The organism is Tardiphaga sp. 839_C3_N1_4, from assembly GCF_051811045.1.
In the GTDB taxonomy this organism is placed as follows: Bacteria; Pseudomonadota; Alphaproteobacteria; order Rhizobiales; family Xanthobacteraceae; genus Tardiphaga.
Genome location: NZ_JBPWQD010000001.1, coordinates 3,205,555 through 3,223,603, shown reverse-complemented (window position 1 = coordinate 3,223,603; position 18,049 = coordinate 3,205,555). Strand labels below are relative to the sequence as shown.

The window sequence follows — 18,049 nt, the reverse complement described above, 5'->3', positions numbered from 1 at the left end:
ATGGCCCGCATCGATCTCGTCGATCTCGCGCAGTCCTACAGCGGCCCCGATGCCGATCTGGAGAGCTTTGCCCTCAAGCCGATCTCCATGACCTGGCGGCAGGGCGGCGCCTATGCGCTGCTCGGCCCATCCGGTTGCGGCAAGACCACGCTGCTCAATTTGATCTCCGGCATCGTGACGCCGACGCGCGGCCAGATCCTGTTCGACGGTAAGGACATCACGCCGCTGTCGACCCAGACGCGGAACATCGCGCAGGTGTTCCAGTTCCCGGTCATCTACGACACCATGACGGTCGGCGAGAATCTCGCTTTTCCGCTGAAGAATCGCGGCGTGCCGAAAGCCCAGATCGATGCACGTGTCGCCGAGATCGGCGAACTCCTCGATCTCACGCCCTATCTGGGCCGCAAGGCAACGCGGCTAACGCCCGATGCCAAGCAGAAGATCTCGCTCGGCCGCGGCTTGGTGCGTTCCGACGTTGCTGCGGTGCTGTTCGACGAACCACTGACGGTGATCGATCCCGCACTGAAATGGGAACTACGCTCGAAGCTCAAGGCACTGCACCGCGCGCTGGACCTCACGATGATCTACGTGACCCACGACCAGACCGAGGCGTTGACCTTTGCCGATACGGTGGTGGTGATGCATGACGGGCGTGTCGTACAGTCCGGCACGCCGCAGGAGCTGTTCGACAAGCCCGCACATACATTCGTCGGCTATTTCATCGGCTCGCCCGGCATGAATATCGTGCCGGCCGAAGTCAGCGGCCGCGAGGCGCGTATCGGCGGGCACGTGATCGCGCTGCAGCGCAGTTACGACAAGTTGCCAGCGGGCGCGACAATCGAAATCGGCGTTCGCCCCGAATTTGTCCATGTTGCGACGCCCGCACCGGGCTTGCTGTTGGCGCAGGTCGAGCGGGTCGACGATCTCGGCCGTATCAGTTTCGCGCGCGTCCGCATCGGCGGCGTCAAGTTCGCCGCGCGCGTACCTCAGGGATTTTCTGTTGCGGGGAGCGATGTCGGGCTGGTGTTCGATCCCGGCCGGGTGCACGTTTATGCTGACAGCCGCCTTGTCGAAGGGGTTGCATGATGGACAAAACCGTCAATCAAAAAGCCTGGTTCCTCGTCCTGCCGGTGTTTCTCATCGTGGCGTTCTCCGCGGTGTTGCCGCTGATGACGGTCGTGAACTATTCGGTGCAGGACACCTTCGGCAACAACCAGTTCTTCTGGAACGGCGTTGGCTGGTTCAAGGAGTTGCTCGATCCGTCCAGCGATCTCGGCGGGCGTTTCTTCGCGTCGCTGCTGCGAAACCTGGCTTTCTCCGCGATCATCCTCGCCATCGAAGTGCCGCTCGGCATTCTTGTCGCGCTGTCGATGCCGCGTGACGGCTGGCGCGTCGCAGTCTGCCTCGTGATCCTCGCGCTGCCGCTGCTGATTCCATGGAACGTGGTCGGCACCATCTGGCAGATCTTCGGCCGTCCCGACATTGGCCTGCTCGGCTATACACTCAACCACATGGGTATCGACTATAATTACGTGTCGAACGAGTTTGATGCCTGGGCTACCGTCATCGTGATGGATGTCTGGCACTGGACCAGCCTCGTCGCGCTGCTGTGTTACGCAGGCCTGAAATCGATCCCCGATGCCTATTATCAGGCGGCACAGATCGACGGCGCGTCGCGCTGGGCGGTGTTTCGCGCGATCCAGTTGCCGAAGCTCAACCGTGTGTTGCTGATCGGCGTGCTGTTGCGTTTCATGGATAGTTTCATGATCTATACCGAGCCCTTCGTGGTCACCGGCGGCGGTCCCGGCAATTCGACCACCTTCGTCTCCATTGAGCTCGTCAAGATCGCGCTCGGCCAGTTCGATCTCGGCAAGGCTGCGGCGCTGTCGCTGGTCTACAACATCATCGTGCTGATCGTGTGCTGGATATTCTACACCGTGATGACCAATGCCGGCGTCGATCACACCAAGCGCGAGGGAGCGGTCTGATGCATACGATCCCTGGGCGTCGCATTATCCTGTTACTGTTTTTGGTGTTCTTGCTGCTGCCGATCTACTGGCTCGTGAATATGAGCTTCAAGACCAATACCGAGATCGTCTCGACCATGACGCTGTGGCCGCACCAGCCGACGCTGGAGAACTATACCCGCATCTTCACCGACGAGAGCTGGTATTCCGGTTACATCAATTCGCTGAAATACGTCATCATCAACACCGTACTGTCGATCTCCTTCGCGTTACCTGCGGCCTATGCGTTCTCGCGCTATCGTTTTCTGGGCGACAAGCACCTGTTCTTCTGGCTGCTGTCGAACCGGATGGCGCCGCCCGCCGTGTTCGCGCTGCCATTCTTCAATCTCTATTCAGCCATAGGCCTGTTCGATACGCCGTGGGCCGTGGCGCTGGCGCATTGCCTGTTCAACGTCCCGCTGGCGGTGTGGATTCTCGAAGGCTTCGTGTCCGGCGTGCCGCGCGAGATCGACGAGACGGCATTTCTGGATGGTTACTCGTTCCCGAAGTTCTTCGTGAAGATTCTCGTGCCGCTGATCGCGTCGGGCATCGGCGTCGCTGCCTTCTTCTGCTTCATGTTCTCCTGGGTCGAATTGCTGCTTGCGCGCACGCTGACCTCGGTGAATGCCAAGCCGATCTCGGCGGTTATGACGCGCACAGTGTCGGCCTCGGGCATGGATTGGGGCCTGCTCGCCGCTGCCGGCGTGCTGACCATCATCCCCGGTGCCCTCGTCATCTGGTTCGTCCGCAATTACATCGCGCGCGGTTTCGCGCTTGGCCGGGTCTAGGAGGCCGTCATGGAAAATATTGCATGGATGGCCTGGACACCGCCGACGGCGATCTTCTTTGGGCTGCTGGCATTGACGCTGGGCACCATGACTTGGCTCGCAGTCGCCTATCCCGAGGCCGAGCGCATCGGCATCCTGCGCATTCCCACCACGCGCGGCGACCGGCTGTTCCTGTCGCTGATCGCAGCGGCCGTCATCCACCTGTTGTGGATCGGCTTCGTCGGCAGCGATCCGATCGCGACGCTGCCGATCGGTGAGGAAGGACTTGAGATCTCGAACCTGTGGTTCGCGACATTGATTTCGCTGGTCTCGGCGGTGGCAATTTTTCGCACCGTCTGACCGGCATGGACTGCAGTCTCGGGATGAACCTGGGCCTGAAACAGAAGTGAGGGAGGAAGCTATGAGGCACCTGACGACACAGGCACGTCGCCCGACGCGCCATATCATGATGACCAGCGCTGCTGCGTTGATCACGGCGACTGCGTTGCTCGCCGCGCCGGCCAAGGCCGACGACGCCACCATTCAGAAGTGGATCGACAGCGAATTCCAGCCATCCACGCTGTCGAAGGCAGAGCAGCTGAAAGAACTGCAGTGGTACGAGAAGGCCGCGCAGCCGTTCAAGGGCATGGAGATCAATATCGTCTCCGAAACCATCACCACGCACGAATACGAATCGCGTACGCTCGCCAAGGCGTTCTCCGAAATCACCGGCATTAAGCTGAAGCATGACCTGATTCAGGAAGGCGACGTGGTCGAGAAGCTGCAGACCCAGATGCAGTCCGGCAAGAACGTCTATGACGGCTGGATCAACGACTCCGATCTGATCGGCACGCATTTCCGCTACGGCCAGACCATCGCGCTGTCGGACTACATGACCGCAGAAGGCAAGGACGTCACTAGCCCGACGCTCGACGTCAAGGACTTCATTGGAACGTCCTTCACCACCGCGCCGGACAAGAAGATGTATCAACTGCCCGACCAGCAGTTCGCCAACCTTTACTGGTTCCGGTACGACTGGTTCACCAATCCCGACTACAAGGCCAAGTTCAAGGCCAAGTATGGCTACGATCTCGGCGTGCCCGTGAACTGGTCGGCCTATGAAGACATCGCTGAATTCTTCACCAACGACATCAAGGAGATCAACGGCGTCAAGGTCTATGGCCACATGGACTACGGCAAGAAGGATCCGTCGCTCGGCTGGCGTTTCACCGACGCCTGGCTGTCGATGGCCGGCAACGGCGACAGGGGTCTTCCGAACGGTCTGCCCGTCGATGAATGGGGCATCCGCATGGAAGGCTGCCGTCCGGTGGGCTCCTCCGTCGAGCGCGGCGGCGATACCAACGGTCCGGCCGCCGTGTATTCGATCGCGAAGTATCTCGACTGGATGAAGAAGTATGCCCCGCCGCAGGCGCAGGGCATGACCTTCTCGGAGTCGGGTCCGGTGCCGGCACAGGGCAATATCGCCCAGCAGATGTTCTGGTACACCGCTTTCACCGCCGACATGGTGAAGCCGGGTCTCGCGGTCATGAATGCTGACGGAACGCCGAAGTGGCGCATGGCCCCGTCGCCCCATGGTTCGTACTGGAAGGAAGGCATGAAGCTCGGCTATCAGGACGTCGGTTCGGGCACGCTGCTCAAATCGACACCGGCCGATCGCCGCAAGGCAGCCTGGCTCTACCTGCAGTTCATCACCTCGAAGACGGTGTCGCTGAAGAAGAGCCATGTCGGTCTCACCTTCATTCGTGAGTCCGACATCTGGGACAAGTCGTTCACCGAACGCGCGCCGAAGCTCGGCGGTCTGGTCGAGTTCTATCGCTCGCCGGCCCGCGTGCAGTGGTCGCCGACCGGTAACAACATCCCGGACTATCCGAAGCTGGCACAGTTGTGGTGGCAGAACATCGGCGACGCGTCGTCCGGTGCGAAGACCCCGCAGCAGGCGATGGACTCGCTGGCCGCAGCTCAGGATTCGGTGCTCGAACGTCTTGAACGATCCAAGGTTCAGGGCGAATGCGGACCGAAGCTGAACAAGAAGGAGACCGCCGAGTTCTGGTACAACAAGTCGGCGAAGGACGGCAACATCGCGCCCCAACGCAAGCTGGCGAACGAAAAACCGAAGGGCGAGACGGTGGACTACGACACGCTGATCAAGTCGTGGCCCGCGACCCCGCCGCAGAAGCGCGCGTCGGCGAACTGAGACTGATACTCCGAACAACAAGAAGGCCGGGAGAGATCCCGGCCTTTCGCTTATCCGCATTCTCGCCGTCGCGACGACAACACACGCAACAACGACCTTCAATTTATCTCTTGGCCGATAGCGCCTTGCGGGCGATGCTGGCCGCGAACAGCGGCGTCTCCCGGCTGTTGTGGTCGCCTCCAGCGGCCTGCCGTGCGGCTGCTGCCTGCTCGAAGGTCTGGCCGTGCTCGGCGATGAACGCCATGAAAGCATCAGTCGGGTGGCAGGTGACGCGATTGGTGTAGCGCGTGCGGCCGGCGTCCAATGGCTCCGCAATCAATTCCCAGATGACATTGACTTGCGTGCGCCCGCTCGCCGTAAACACGTCCGACAGCGAATTCATCCGGCAATAGGTCGGTGTTGCCTGTTCGGCCACATAGTGCTGGATTACCAGTCCGACTCCGATCTGCTCCACATTGATCGACATCCGTCGGCCATCGTCGGTGCTGGTCGTTCCGGCGGAGATGTGGTCCGGCGGGCAACAGCGCTGATATTCGGCTTCCGGCAGATTGAACAGCCAGTCAGCGATATCGATCTTCTCGATGGGAACGTCGATCTCGCTCGAATAGGCCGATTGAGAGAGAATCTGATCAAGGAGGATCTTCATGTTGTGTCCTTTGCAGTGGCGGGCAGGCAGTCCAGGATCGGAGTGCATTCCATCTGCCGTTTGGTCGTGAACGCACCACTGTTGTGACAACAGGCCGCGCGCCTCCATTGCGCGAGAGCTTGCGGTTCTCATGCTTGCATTGGTGCGGCATAAACGAACGTATGTTTATCGGGCCTGCCGCAGCGGCATTCGTGAAATCCCGGCTTCACAAAGTCGCGCGATGGCCCGCATCGGGCCGGGACGCAATTTCTGCGCGATCTAGGGGACCAAAAGAATCTTGCCGAAATGCTCGGCGCGCTCGAAATGCCGCTGCGCCTCGCTGGCCTCGCGCAAGGCAAACGTCCGGTCGATGATCGGCTTCAATTCACCTTTCGCGAGTGCCGGCATCCACCGCTCGGAAAATCGCCCGACGATGTTCCGCTTCTCCGTCAGCGAAACGGATTTCATCACGGTTCCTTCGATCCGCAGCCGCCTGAAAAGAACGAGATCGAGAGGGAGCGTCGCTTGCGATCCGCCGGATACGCCGATCTGGATCAGGCGCCCGCCGGGTCGGAGCGATCGTATATTGCGCTCGAGATAGGGGCCGCCCACGAAGTCGAGGATCACATCGACTCCCGCATCGGGCGACAATCGCGCGAGGACTTCATCGAATTGTTCGCCGCGGTAATCGATCGCCAGATCAACACCCAGCGCCCGCAGCCTGTCTTGCTTCTGCGCGCTGCTCGTGGTGATGACCTTGCCGGCCTCGGATAGAATGGCCAGTTGCACCGCTGCGGAGCCCACGCCGCCGCCCGCGCCATGGATCAGCACCCGCTCGCCCTTCTGCAGGCCGCCGAGATGGAAGAGCGCTTGATGCGCCGTCACGAAGGCTTCGGGAATGGCTGCAGCTTCAATATCCGTTATCCAGGACGGGACTGGCATCGCGAGTCCGACATCGATGCGGGCAAGCTCTGCATAGCCGCCGCCGCCCGTGATGCCCATGATGCGGTCGCCCGGCTTGAACTGTGTGACGGCGCCACCGACATCGACCACCGTTCCCGCAATTTCCAGACCTGCCAGGTCGGAATCGCCGAAGTTCGGCTCCTTGCCATACCGTCCCTCCCGATAGTTGATGTCCGCCCGGTTTATTCCGGCAGCCGCGACATGCACGATCAGGTCGTTCGGTCTCACTGACGGCGAGGGTACCTCGACATAATGCAAGGCCTCCGGCCCGCCGAAGTGGTCGAAGGCAACGGCCTTCATGGAAGCGGGATATGTGGACTGCGTCATGTCGAACCTGTCGAGACGTCGCCGCGTCTTTGCGGCGGGATGGATGTAAGTGCGAAGCGCGTTGCGAATGTGCAAATAACAGAAAAGGCCGGGCGATCCCGGCCTTTTCATTTTATTGATAGCGCGCCTTACTTCGATGCTGCCAGCACCGGATAATCCGTGTAGCCCTTGGCGCCGCCGCCATAGAACGTCGCCTTGTCGGCCTCGTTCAGCGGTGCGCCGGTCTTCAGGCGCTCGACCAGATCCGGATTCGAGATGAACGGCTTGCCGAACGCGATCAGGTCAGCAGCGTTCGTTTCGAGAACCTTGTTGGCGAGCGCGAGGTCGAAGCCGTTATTGGCGATATACGTTCCACTGAAACGTTTGCGCAGGCTGGCATAATCGAACGGCGCGTTGTCACGCGAGCCGCCGGTCGCGCCTTCGACGACATGCAGATAGACCAGCTTCTCGGCGCTGAGCCCGTCGGTGATGTAGTCGAACAGCTTTTGCGTCTGCGTGTCGGCGGCGGCATCGTTGGCCGGCGTCACAGGCGAGATGCGGATGCCGGTTCTGTCGCCGCCGATTTCCTTGGCAACTGCCGCGGCCACTTCCAGCATCAGTTTGGCGCGGTTCTCGAGTGAGCCGCCATAGGCGTCGGTGCGCTTGTTGGTGCTGTCACGCGCGAATTGCTCAAGCAGATAACCATTGGCGCCATGGATCTCCACGCCGTCGAAACCGGCTTCGACCGCATTGGCTGCGCCGCGTGCGAAACTGTCGATGACGCCTTGAATTTCACCCAGCTCCAGCGCGCGGGGTTCCGAGACGTCGGTGAAGGTATTGTTGACGAAGGTCTTGGTGTTGGCGCGGATCGCGGAAGGCGCCACCGGCGCGCCGCCATTCGGCTGCAGGCTGACATGCGAGATGCGGCCGACGTGCCAGATCTGCATATAGATATGACCGCCCTTGGCATGCACGGCCTCGGTCACCTTCTTCCAGCCAGCGATCTGTTCCTTGGTGTAGATGCCCGGGACGTCCTGATAGCCTTGGCCCTGCTGCGACACCGGTGTCCCTTCCGTCACCAGAAGGCCGGCGCTGGCACGCTGGCTATAATATTCGATCGCCAGCGGGTTCGGCACGTTGCCAGGCAATGCGCGATTGCGCGTCAGCGGTGCCATCACCGTGCGATTGGTCAGCGTGTTCGCACCAAGCTTGTAGGGTTCGAAGAGTTTGGACGTGCTCATGATGAATGATCCAGTCGATGAAAGGTGAAATCGAATTGGGCATCATGCAGCGCATTGGCAATACCGCTGCGCTGCATGTCGTCGGTTCAGGATAAAACGATCGTGGCAGCGATGGATTGAATGATCATGATCTCTCCATCGGCCTGCGTGTAGTCGAATATCCTGCGGTGACAGCGCGGCTTACTGCGCGCCGAGGAAGTCGCGCTTGCCGACGTCGATGCCGCACATCCGCAGGATGCCGTGGGCAGTGGTGACGTGGAAATAGAAGCTCGGTAGCGAGAAGCTGGTGAGGAATTGCTGGCCGGACATGGTGGTGGTCTTGCCGGGGCCGGTGGGGAAGGTGATCTCCCGGGTCTCGCCGCCGTCGAATTGGGCGGGCTTGTAGTTCTTCAGGTAATCGACGGTCCTGCCGATTCGCTGCTGCAATTCATCGAAGGTCGTTTCGGTATCCGGCACCGCCGGCACTTCGCTGCCGGATAGGCGCGCGCTGCCCTTGGTGGCGAAATCGCAGGAGAGCTGGATCTGCCGGCTCAGTGGCAGCATGTCCGGGAAAAGTCGCGTGCCGAGCAGGACGGCGGGCTCGATCTTCTTTGCGGCAGCATAGGCTTCGGCCTTTTTCAGTCCAGCGGACAGACTGGCCAGCATCTGCAGATAGGCGGGCACGACGGAATCATAGAACGGCATGAGGATGCTCTTTTGTGATGCGTTTCGAGGCACAGCGCGGCAGGTCGAGAAAGATGCTGTTGCATGGAGTTGGGGCGCGGCTGGCTGATTTCAACCGCCCCGGCCTCACAAAAGAGAAGAAATTTACCGCCCGGATTTCAGCGCCGCCAGCAATTCAGCCGTCGGCCAGGAGTCCGCGGGCAGGCCGAACTTGACCTGCATGGCCTTCACCGCGGTGCGGCTCTGCTGACCGAGGATGCCGTCGATCTTGCCGACATTGAAGCCGCGCTTCACCAGCAGTTGCTGCAGCTCGCGCAATTCAGGATGTGACAGCTGCGCGACAGGGGCGGAGGGCTGCCGCATCTTGGAGGCGCCATTGATGCGGGTGGCGAGATAGGCTGCTGTCGTCGAATAGATCAGCGAATTATTCCATTCGGTATAGGCGGCGAAATTCGCATAGGCGAGGAAGGCGGGGCCGTGCCGACCCATCGGCAGCAGCAGCGATGCCGGCATAGTGTCGTTCGGCAGTGGTCGTCCGTCGGGATAGCTGACGCCGAATGACACCCATTTCGCGCGGGGCAACTGGATGGTGAGATCGGCCTGATCCCACGGCACGTTGTCGGTGACCCGCACCTCCTGCAGCCACGGTTCGTCGCGTCGCCATTTCAAACCGGTGGAAATATAGTGAGCGGTCGAGCCGATCACGTCGGCGGGGCTGCGCAGCAAATTGCGATGGCCGTCGCCGTCATAGTCCACGGCATAGTTGAAGTAATGCGTTGGCAGAAACTGCGTCTGGCCGAGTTCGCCGGCCCATGAGCCGATCATCTCGGCGGGCGACAGATCGCCGCGATCGATGATCTTCAGCGCGGCGATGGTCTCGTCCTGAAACATCTTCGAGCGCCGGCAGTCATAGGCCAGCGACACCAGCGAACGCAGCGTCTGCAGATTGCCCATCTGCACGCCGAAGTCGCTCTCCAGTGCCCAGAACGCCGCGATGACGGCAGGCGGCACGCCATATTCCTTCTCGGCGCGCGCAAAGGCTGCGGCATTCGCCTTGATCTTGAGTTGCCCGTTCTGCATCCGGTAGTCCGCCGCCATGCGGCCAGCGAATTGCGTGAACAACTGCCCGAACACCCGCTGCCCGCGGTCGCGATTGACGATGCCTTGGTCGTAGACAAGGTAGGGTGAGGCCTCCGCCATCGCGCGCTGTGACACGCCGGCGGCGAGGGCCTGCTGCTTCAGGCCGGCGAGAAATTCATCGAAGCTCTGGCCGTTGTGACAGGCGGCGGCACGCTGCGCGGAGGCGGGGGTGGCGAATAGCGTCAGGCTGGCCGCGAAAGTGACGAGGGCAAATGTTTTCAACGACGCTTTCCACCACATGTGCTGAGTTCAACTCTCTGTCGTGCAAACTCTGTCCGACTCATCGTTCGAGGACCCACCGTGTCACGGCCTGATGAAAATTCAACGGTCCGGGCACCGTCATGTGGGTCTTCACATATTTGAAGCCGGCTTTTTGCAAGGTTCGATTCGGCCCGACGTTGAAGGCATTCGGCTCGCAGAACAACGATTTGAGCTTCAGCATGTCGAAATAGATCGCCACGCTTCGGCGAACGCATTCTGTACCGATTCCGGTTTGTCGTCTGTCCGGGTGCAGCACGTGAAGATGCATGGTGGCGCTTTCGCCATAGACAATCTTGTCACAACTGGAAAACCCGATGGGCTGATCATCCATTAGCCACAGCGCGACAGCGGCGGCGCGGCGTTCCGGCGGGAGGGCATATTGTTGGCCGATACGCTCCTGCCAGATCAGCGCCGGCGGCATCCTGGTTGGATCGACGCCCATCGTTTCCAGGAATTCCGGCGTGGCATTGTGGAAATAGGTGCTGACGACGTGAGCTTCGGACGGCAGCATTTCCCGGACCAGCAACGTCATCAACGGCCTCAATGTTAGGGGCGATCGGGAAGACCCTGCAACTATAGTTCCCGCGCATTGCTGAAAGCAAATGACGATACCCGTCGCGTATTCTCGTCCAGGATCAGGCTCCGCGTGATCGGCGGCTCGGCGCGCTGGCCGCAATTCTCGCGCTCGCACAGCCGGCAGTTGACGCCGATCGGCGTCCCCTCGGTTTTTTCCAGATCGAGGCCGGCCGAATAGACGAGCTTGCCGGCATGGCGGATCTCGCAGCCGAGGCCGATAGCGAAGCGCGGTTGCGGCTGCGGGTGTGGTGCCGCCGGCCTGCGCAGCGTCTGCGCAATGGAAAAGTAACGGCCTCCATCGGGCAGTTCGATCACCTGGCTCAGCAAACGGTCCGGCGTGTCAAAGGTCGAGTGCACGTTCCACAGTGGACAGGTGCCGCCGAATTTCGAGAACGGGAAGGTGCCTGACGAGAACCGCTTCGACACGTTGCCGGCATTGTCGACGCGCAGCATGAAGAACGGCACGCCGCGCGCATTCGGCCGCTGCAGCGTGGTGAGGCGATGACAGATCTGCTCGAAGCCGACATTGAAGCGCTGGCCGAGCACCTGCACGTCATAGCTCAGCGCTTCAGCGGCGGTATGGAACGCCGCATAGGGCATCAGCGCCGCCGCTGCAAAATAGTTGGCCAGTGTGATGCGATAAAGTCGCCGCGTCGTGTCGTCGAGAGGGCCGGCGCGGCCGACGATGCTCTCGAAATTTGACGAGCACTCGACGAGACCGATCTGGAACGCGACCTGAAAGGCGCGGCCGGGCGCATCGACCATTTCCGAGATCAGCAATTGCCGGCGATGTCGGTCGAAACGTCTGAGCGTCTCGCGCATCACGTCCACCGGCATGATGCGGGTGACGATCGAATATTTGTCGCGCAGTCGCGCGCTCAGTGCCGCAAACAGGTCTTGCGACGGCACGTTGATCTCGTCGCGCAGGCCTTCGGCGGCCGCTTCGAGTTCGGGGAAGTAATTGCGGTTGGCCTCAATCAAATCACGCACGCGTTCGATCGGATTGGCTTCGAATGGCGCGCCTTCATGCCGATCGGCCATTTGCGCCGCCACCATGGTCTCGCCGCGCCGCGCTTCGGTATAGGCCGCATAGAGCCGCTGCAGCGCATGCGTGACGCCGGGACAGAGTTCAGCGAGATCGCGCAATTCCTGTTTCGGCAGATCGATCTGGCGAAACAGCGGATCGGAAAAGATCTCGTTCAGCTCCGCGAAGAAGCGATCTTCATCAGCCGTCGCGAGATCGCGGAGATCGAGGTCATAGGTCTCGGCGAGGCGCAGCAGCAATTGCGCGGTGACCGGCCGCTGGTTGCGCTCGATCAGGTTGATGTAGCTCGGCGAAATGCCGAGGCCCTCTGCCATCTGGGTCTGGGACAGGCCCTGTTGCTGTCGGATCCGCCTGAAGCGCGGCCCCACGAACAGCTTCTTGCCAGACTCGCCCGCCATCCGCGCCAATTCCTGGTTCCCCGAGTCACCACTCGGTCGTTAATTGTGACAAAATTAACAAAATGACATTTATTACAAGTCGTGATGTTACATCACATCACCATTCAAACACAAGCCATCTGGCGGTTTTGTCTGACATGGCGTTATCTGTTCACACGGTGAATGCATCGCATGTCACGAATGTCGATTTAAAGAATGAACAGGAGCACGACATGTCACACGGTAGCAATTTCTGGGTCATCGGCGGCGAGTTCGGTTCGATGAACTTCCACAAGCTGGTCGAAGGCTCGGCCCAGGTGCAGGGCCCGTTCAAGACGCGCAAGCAGGCCGAAGAAGCCTGGAAGACCGTGTCGGAAGAGAATCGCCACCGTGCGGGCGTCCGCTTCTCCATCGTCGAAGAGCCGAGCCGCCAGGTCGCTTAGGCCGACGGGTCGCCTGAAGCTGAGATCCCGAGCGGCGCCAGTGCCGCCGGATCGCCTCAAGCCTGTCGCTGATTTGCCCATAAGAAGACGTCCAAGGATATCAGCGGCTCCATCCGGGAAACCGGGTGGGGCCGTTGATGCGTTTAGCGGCCAAGCCTCTGGAAACAAACGGCCTTTCCGGCACTCGTGGTTACTGATAGGTTACTGCCCGGTGGATGGCGCGCTCAGGCAGCCAGAAAGAGGTCCAGCGTGGCGAGTAACGGGACGAAGCCTGTAGAGGAAGCCAGGCCGCAGCGGCTGCGCGACGCGTTGCGTCAGGCCCGCATCGAGGCGGCCGATCGCACCGGTGTCGTCGTCGAGTTGCGCGATGCCGAAGTGGCGCGGCTGGAGATCCTCAATGAAGCGCTTGATCCGCTGTTCGCCGAGATCCCTGTTGGCATTGAGATGTTCGACCGGGGCATCAGCCAGGGCGACACGCCGCGGCTGTGGATTGACATGGTCGCCCATGTCGCCATGGGCCGCGACAAGCGCATGTATCGCTTCGTGCAGGATACCCGCCACGGTCGCGTGGTGCTGGCCGAGGCGCATGACGTTCCGACCATCGTAAAGGCGGTCACCGACTATATCGCGCGCCGCATGATCGAGCGCGAGCACGCGCTGGTGACAATGCCGGCGCCGCTGAACGTGAACCCGAGCCCGGCGAAGAAGCCGCGCAGCCGGTTCTGGCCGTTTGTGTTTGGTGTGATGGTCGGCGTCGTGGGACTATTTGCGCTCGCGCTGTTCGTGTCCGTGCGCGGACATTAGTCACGCTACACCAGCAACGTCCGCGTCAGCTCATGCACCATATTGCTGCCCCCGAAGCCCCGCACGGTTTGCTCGCAGCGCCAGCGCTCGCCGTCGCGTTCGATGGCGAACAGATTGTAGGCGGCTGCTGGCTTGTGGCCGTGTGCAACCGCTGACGCCGACGGCACTCCGATGGCAGGAATGCGCCGCTGCGGGCCGTCGAACCACATGGTCGAGTGAATGTGGTCATGACCGTGCAGGATCAGCTCGACGCCGTGGCGCTTGAGTATGGCCTGCAACGCATCTGAATCCGTCAGTCGCTTCATCTTCTGCTTTGAGCGCAGCGGATGATGAATCAGCAATACGCGAAACAGATGCGCTTCTGCGAGAGCGCCAAGCATAAGGTTGAGTGCCTTGAGCTGCGCGTCACCGAGCGAGCCCGTCGCCATGAACGGCGCAGTCGGCACGCTTGAAGACACGCCGATCAGTGCCAGCGGGCCGCGGATACGCAGAAACGGAAAGCGCGTATCGGGGGTGCCGTCACTGCGCATATAGTCGCCGAAGGTTTCCGCAAAGCGCTCCGGTGCCCCGCGCACATAGGCGTCGTGATTGCCGGGGGCCAGCGAGACCTTGTCCGGTGTGCCGACGCTTTCGATCCAGCGGCGCGCACGCGGGAATTCGGCATCCAGGGCGAGATTCACGAGATCGCCGGTGACGGCAATATGGTCCGGCTGCTGCGCCTGCATGTCGCTGACGATGACATCCAGCATGTCGCGGCGGTGGATCAGGTGCCGGTTGCGCCGCCAGTTCAGGTAGCCGAGCACGCGCTGCCCCAAGAGCTCGCGCCATTGCGGCTCCGGCATCGGCGGAACATGCGGATCGGACAGATGGGCGAGGGTGAAAGCCGTCATCGGAAGCGATCTGCCCCTGCGCGTATGTGAACAAGCCGGCTCAATGCGCCCTCATGCCTGTGAAATCCCTGCATGTTTTGGCAAGGTGGGGCATATGACGCAAGGACCCACCGTGTCGCCAGCCAGGAATTTGCCGCGATGACCTCACCGACGTTGCGGCAGCGGCTGGAGCCAACCCTGCGCAAATTCGTGCATCTGTATTTCCGCGTCGCGCGCGGCATGACGCTGGGCGTCCGCGCCGTGGTGCTCGATGCGGATAACCGCGTGTTTCTGGTCCGGCACACTTACGTCCTCGGCTGGTATCTGCCCGGCGGCGGCGTCGAGGTCGGCCAGACCTTTCGCGAGGCGCTGGACATGGAGCTGCGGGAAGAGGGGCGCATCGAACTCACCGGCGAGCCGGTTCTGCATGGCGTCTTTCTCAACAGCCACGTCTCGATCCGCGATCATGTGGCGGTCTATGTGGTCAGGCGGTTTCGACAGGACCGGTTGCCGGAGCCCAATCGCGAAATCGCCGAAACCGGCTTCTTTGCCCTGGATGCCCTGCCTCACAACATCACCGAGGGCACGAGGCTGCGGCTGGCCGAGATCTTTGACGGCAAGCCAATCAGCGCCACCTGGCGGGCATGATCCCCATGCGCCCGGCAATGGACCCCGCGCCCGCCAGATGCTATCTCGCCTCCCGACATGAATGACCTTTCTCTGACCATTCTGGCGGAAACCGCCAACGACGCCCAGATCATCGAACGGCTGCATGCCCGTACCTTCGGTCCGGGCCGTTACGTGCTGTCAGCCTACCGGCTGCGCGAACATGTCAGCCATCTGCTCGACCTGTCTTTCACGGCGCGGATCGGCACGTTGCTGGTCGGGTCGGTCCGGCAATTGCCGATCTGTGTGGGCGACACGCCGGCACTGCTGCTCGGGCCGCTGACCGTCGAGCCGCCGTTCCGCAGCCGCGGTGTCGGCCGCAAGCTGCTGGACCGCGCCATCGCCGATGCGCGGACGAAGGGTCACAAGCTCATCCTGCTGGTCGGCGACGAGCCCTATTACCGCCGGGTCGGCTTCAAGGCGATCCCGAAGGGTGATGTGACCATGCCGGGTCCGGTCGATCAAAATCGACTACTGGTGCTTGAGCTGGTCGAAGGCGCTGCCGCGGGTCTCGCCGGCGCTGTCCGGCCGGACTGGGACGCGGCGAAGTAAAAGCCACAAGCTGTCATTCCGGTTCAGGTCGAGCCGCGAAGCGGATCGGCCTGAACCCGGAATCTCGAAGTGCCTTGCACTGAGCTTCATCACGCCGGGATTCCGGGTCTGCGCCGAAGTCGGCGCAGCCCGGAATGACGAGGTTAGCTGCTCAGAACTTCACGCTCGCAAATGCCCGCACGTTCAGTCCGGGCTGCAGCACGTTGTCTTTGTTATAGGACACGTTGCGGATGTTCTCGTTGAGCAGATTGTTGCCGACCACGCCAAGCGTCATTTCCTTGGCGCCGTAGATGCGCGGGTCGAGCAGCGTCTTGTAGCTGACTTCGGCCTTCAGGAGATTGTAGCCCGATGTCGGCGTCTCGGCGATGTCAGCGATATCGTTCTGCGCGAAGGCATGCAGCAGGTTCACGCGCGCGAACCAGTTGGCATCGCGCCAGAACAAGCCGCCGCCGGCGCGCACCGGCGGAATGCGCGGCACGTTGGTGCCGTCGCTGAAGGTCGCGCGCACGATGTCGGCCTGGGTCTCGATGCCCCATGTGCCGCCATAGATTTGCGCAACGTCGAGCTGGCTCTGGAATTCGCCGCCGCGGAAGGTGGCGTCACGCTGCGAATAGATCGCCTGGTTCAGTTCGAGGCCAAGCCCCGCCTGGCAGACCCCGTCTCCGCAGGTGTTGCCGGTCAGGCGGCGATAGATGAAGCCGTCATACTGCGTGTAGTAGCCGGTGAGCTCGAAGCGGAACGGACCGGCGGCACGGCGCAGGCCGAGTTCGACCGACTTCGCCGTCTCGATACCGAGATTGGGATTGCCGATATCGAAGGTCTCGGTCGCATCATGTCCGCCGCGCGAGAACAGTTCGGCCGGCTTCGGTGCGCGCTCGGTGTATTGCGCGGTGATGCTGGTGGAGAGCCCGGACCAGGGCAGATCCTTGATCAGACCGATGCTGCCGCTCTTCGGCGTGAAGGTCAGGTTGCGCCCGACAGCCGGGCCGATCGCGCCCGGATCTGCATTGAGATCGAACTCGTTCGGGATCGACGATGGCGTCGTGCCGGAGAGCTCGACATGCTCGATGCGGCCGGCGATCTGGGCCTTTGTGGTTTCTGTGAATTTGAACTCGTTGAAGCTGTAGCCCGCGACCCGGGTGTTCTTGTTCGGGTCCCACAGACCATTGAGAGGGCTGCCGATGTCGTCAGGGCTCGGTGCCGTCAGCTCCTGATGATTGACCTGCAGGCCGAAGGCCGAAGTAATCGTGGCGAAGCGCGCATTGAACGGCATCATCTGCACTTCGAGCCGGCCTTCCTGCTCCTTGTTGGTGAAGGTCTGTCGGACGCCATCGCTGGTCGGATCGGTGGCATCGGCGAGGCCGATCTCGTTGTGCTTGTAGTTCGTCGCGCCGACCCAGAAGCGGATCGCCTCGACCGCCGCGGCATCCGGACGATATTCGCCCTTGGCGGTGAACTTGGTCTGCTGGCCGGCGATGCGCGTGCCGACCGCAGCGCCTTCAACGCCGGGAATGCGATAGGTCGTATTGTTCTGCGTGATCGCAGCACCGATATAGCCGCCGGTGAAGAAATACGATCCGCCGACCGAGGCGCCAGCCGACTGGTTCGACGAATTCGGCTGCTTGCCGTTGAAGGCAAGGCCGGGCTCCGCATAGGGATAGCTCGGCACATTGTAGTCGCCAGCCTTGCGGCCATAGACGTCGGCATGGACGGCGACATTGCCGCCGCCAGCATCGAGCAGGATGCCGCCATCGACACCGCGATCCACCGAACTGAACGAGGTGCGGACCTCCGCATTCATGCAGCCGGGTGCGGCGAGACCGGCGGCCGGCGCCTTCACCGGCATGCCGTAGCTCTGGAACGGCGCCGCCACGGCGCAGTTCGGCAGCGCATCGGGAATGCGATTATTGCTGGCGCTGACCACACCGCCGATCGATTGCGAGCCGTAGCGCAGCGTCGCCGGACCGCGGATCACTTCGACCTGATTGGCGGCAAATGGATCGACAGGCACGAAATGATCTTCGCCGAGATCGGATGCGCCGTTGCTGCCAATGCCGTTCTCGACAATACCGACGCGATTGACATCGAGACCCCTGATGATCGGCCGGCTCGAGGCTCCGGGCGCGTAGCCGGAGCCGGTGATGCCGGGCTTGTTGGCGAGGAGGTCGCCGAGCGTCGAGGCGCCAGAGCGGCGGATCTCGTCATTCGGCACCACGGTGACGGTGGCGAACTGATCGGTGACGATCGGGAGTTCGCCCTGCTGGGCCTGCACGGTTGGCTCCGCCTCGACGGGTACCGGCGCGGCATTGCGGTTCGGCGCGGGGCGCGTGACATGGGTATGCGCGGTGCGTGACGGCACCGGCTTGCGGCGCACGATCGGGCTTGGCGCGGTGACTTCCACGGCGGGAAGCTGCGTCTGCGCGCGCGCGGATTGCGGGAGGCAGCTCAGTCCCACCACGGCGGATGTGCCGAGCAGGAGGGCGCGCTTGAATTGAATCGACATAGGTTTGTCCTGACTTCACCGGCTGCG

The 18,049-nt window shown here is 61.8% G+C and carries 18 protein-coding genes; 9 read left to right on the top strand and 9 right to left on the bottom strand.

The features are described from left to right. The 5 genes from AB8A38_RS15495 to AB8A38_RS15475 all read left to right on the top strand — a co-directional run bounded on the left by AB8A38_RS15495 (position 1) and on the right by AB8A38_RS15475 (position 4,988). Positions 1-1,086, top strand: a complete 1,086-nt coding sequence (locus AB8A38_RS15495; protein WP_439086560.1) for an ABC transporter ATP-binding protein — start codon at positions 1-3, stop codon at positions 1,084-1,086. Next, entirely contained in the window at positions 1,086-1,988 is a 903-nt protein-coding gene (locus AB8A38_RS15490) for a carbohydrate ABC transporter permease (RefSeq protein ID WP_093760069.1), read from the top strand. Before AB8A38_RS15495 ends, AB8A38_RS15490 begins: the two co-directional genes overlap by 1 nt. Beyond that, positions 1,988-2,794, top strand: coding sequence for a carbohydrate ABC transporter permease (locus AB8A38_RS15485; protein WP_439086559.1), 807 nt, complete (start codon positions 1,988-1,990; stop codon positions 2,792-2,794). Before AB8A38_RS15490 ends, AB8A38_RS15485 begins: the two co-directional genes overlap by 1 nt. A gap of 9 nt (positions 2,795-2,803) precedes the next feature. Continuing rightward, entirely contained in the window at positions 2,804-3,133 is a 330-nt protein-coding gene (locus AB8A38_RS15480) for a DUF2160 domain-containing protein (protein WP_320446639.1), read from the top strand. Between the two features lie 61 nt (positions 3,134-3,194). Further along, a complete protein-coding gene (locus AB8A38_RS15475) occupies positions 3,195-4,988 on the top strand; it encodes an ABC transporter substrate-binding protein (protein ID WP_439086558.1) in 1,794 nt (597 codons plus the stop codon). A 103-nt stretch (positions 4,989-5,091) separates the two neighbouring features. Here the strand turns inward: AB8A38_RS15475 and AB8A38_RS15470 are convergent, their stop codons facing one another. From AB8A38_RS15470 to AB8A38_RS15440, 7 genes are all read right to left on the bottom strand, one after another. After that, a complete protein-coding gene (locus tag AB8A38_RS15470) occupies positions 5,092-5,634 on the bottom strand; it encodes a hypothetical protein (protein ID WP_439086557.1) in 543 nt (180 codons plus the stop codon). A gap of 258 nt (positions 5,635-5,892) precedes the next feature. Beyond that, a complete protein-coding gene (locus AB8A38_RS15465) occupies positions 5,893-6,903 on the bottom strand; it encodes an NAD(P)H-quinone oxidoreductase (RefSeq protein ID WP_439086556.1) in 1,011 nt (336 codons plus the stop codon). A gap of 128 nt (positions 6,904-7,031) precedes the next feature. Continuing rightward, positions 7,032-8,123, bottom strand: coding sequence for an alkene reductase (locus AB8A38_RS15460; RefSeq protein ID WP_439086555.1), 1,092 nt, complete (start codon positions 8,121-8,123; stop codon positions 7,032-7,034). A gap of 180 nt (positions 8,124-8,303) precedes the next feature. Beyond that, positions 8,304-8,807: a DUF1993 domain-containing protein gene (locus tag AB8A38_RS15455; RefSeq protein ID WP_439086554.1), complete on the bottom strand. Its 504-nt coding sequence runs from the start codon at positions 8,805-8,807 to the stop codon at positions 8,304-8,306. Between the two features lie 123 nt (positions 8,808-8,930). Then, positions 8,931-10,166, bottom strand: coding sequence for a lytic murein transglycosylase (locus AB8A38_RS15450; RefSeq protein WP_439086553.1), 1,236 nt, complete (start codon positions 10,164-10,166; stop codon positions 8,931-8,933). Positions 10,167-10,206: 40 nt separating this feature from the next. Continuing rightward, entirely contained in the window at positions 10,207-10,719 is a 513-nt protein-coding gene (locus AB8A38_RS15445; protein ID WP_439086552.1) for a GNAT family N-acetyltransferase, read from the bottom strand. Positions 10,720-10,760: 41 nt separating this feature from the next. Beyond that, positions 10,761-12,206 (bottom strand): helix-turn-helix domain-containing protein, encoded by a 1,446-nt coding sequence (locus AB8A38_RS15440; protein WP_439086551.1) that lies wholly within the window; start codon positions 12,204-12,206, stop codon positions 10,761-10,763. 212 nt (positions 12,207-12,418) lie between these two features. On the opposite strand from AB8A38_RS15440, the gene AB8A38_RS15435 reads away from it, so the two are divergent. Both AB8A38_RS15435 and AB8A38_RS15430 read left to right on the top strand, forming a co-directional pair. Next, entirely contained in the window at positions 12,419-12,628 is a 210-nt protein-coding gene (locus AB8A38_RS15435) for a DUF4170 domain-containing protein (protein WP_068733054.1), read from the top strand. A 249-nt stretch (positions 12,629-12,877) separates the two neighbouring features. Beyond that, positions 12,878-13,432 (top strand): hypothetical protein, encoded by a 555-nt coding sequence (locus AB8A38_RS15430; protein ID WP_439086550.1) that lies wholly within the window; start codon positions 12,878-12,880, stop codon positions 13,430-13,432. 5 nt (positions 13,433-13,437) lie between these two features. Here AB8A38_RS15430 and AB8A38_RS15425 read toward each other — a convergent pair whose 3' ends face one another. Then, entirely contained in the window at positions 13,438-14,322 is an 885-nt protein-coding gene (locus AB8A38_RS15425; protein ID WP_439086549.1) for a metallophosphoesterase family protein, read from the bottom strand. A gap of 138 nt (positions 14,323-14,460) precedes the next feature. Here AB8A38_RS15425 and AB8A38_RS15420 point away from each other — a divergent pair, with 138 nt between their 5' ends. Both AB8A38_RS15420 and AB8A38_RS15415 read left to right on the top strand, forming a co-directional pair. Beyond that, on the top strand, positions 14,461-14,949 hold the full coding sequence (locus AB8A38_RS15420) for an NUDIX domain-containing protein (RefSeq protein WP_439086548.1): 489 nt from the start codon (positions 14,461-14,463) through the stop codon (positions 14,947-14,949). Between the two features lie 57 nt (positions 14,950-15,006). Beyond that, positions 15,007-15,519 carry a GNAT family N-acetyltransferase gene (locus AB8A38_RS15415; RefSeq protein ID WP_439086547.1) on the top strand — a complete coding sequence of 171 codons (513 nt, stop codon included), beginning with the start codon at positions 15,007-15,009 and terminating at the stop codon, positions 15,517-15,519. 151 nt (positions 15,520-15,670) lie between these two features. On the opposite strand, the gene AB8A38_RS15410 is transcribed toward AB8A38_RS15415, so the two are convergent. Then, positions 15,671-18,022: a TonB-dependent receptor gene (locus AB8A38_RS15410; RefSeq protein ID WP_439086546.1), complete on the bottom strand. Its 2,352-nt coding sequence runs from the start codon at positions 18,020-18,022 to the stop codon at positions 15,671-15,673. Positions 18,023-18,049 lie beyond the last annotated feature (27 nt).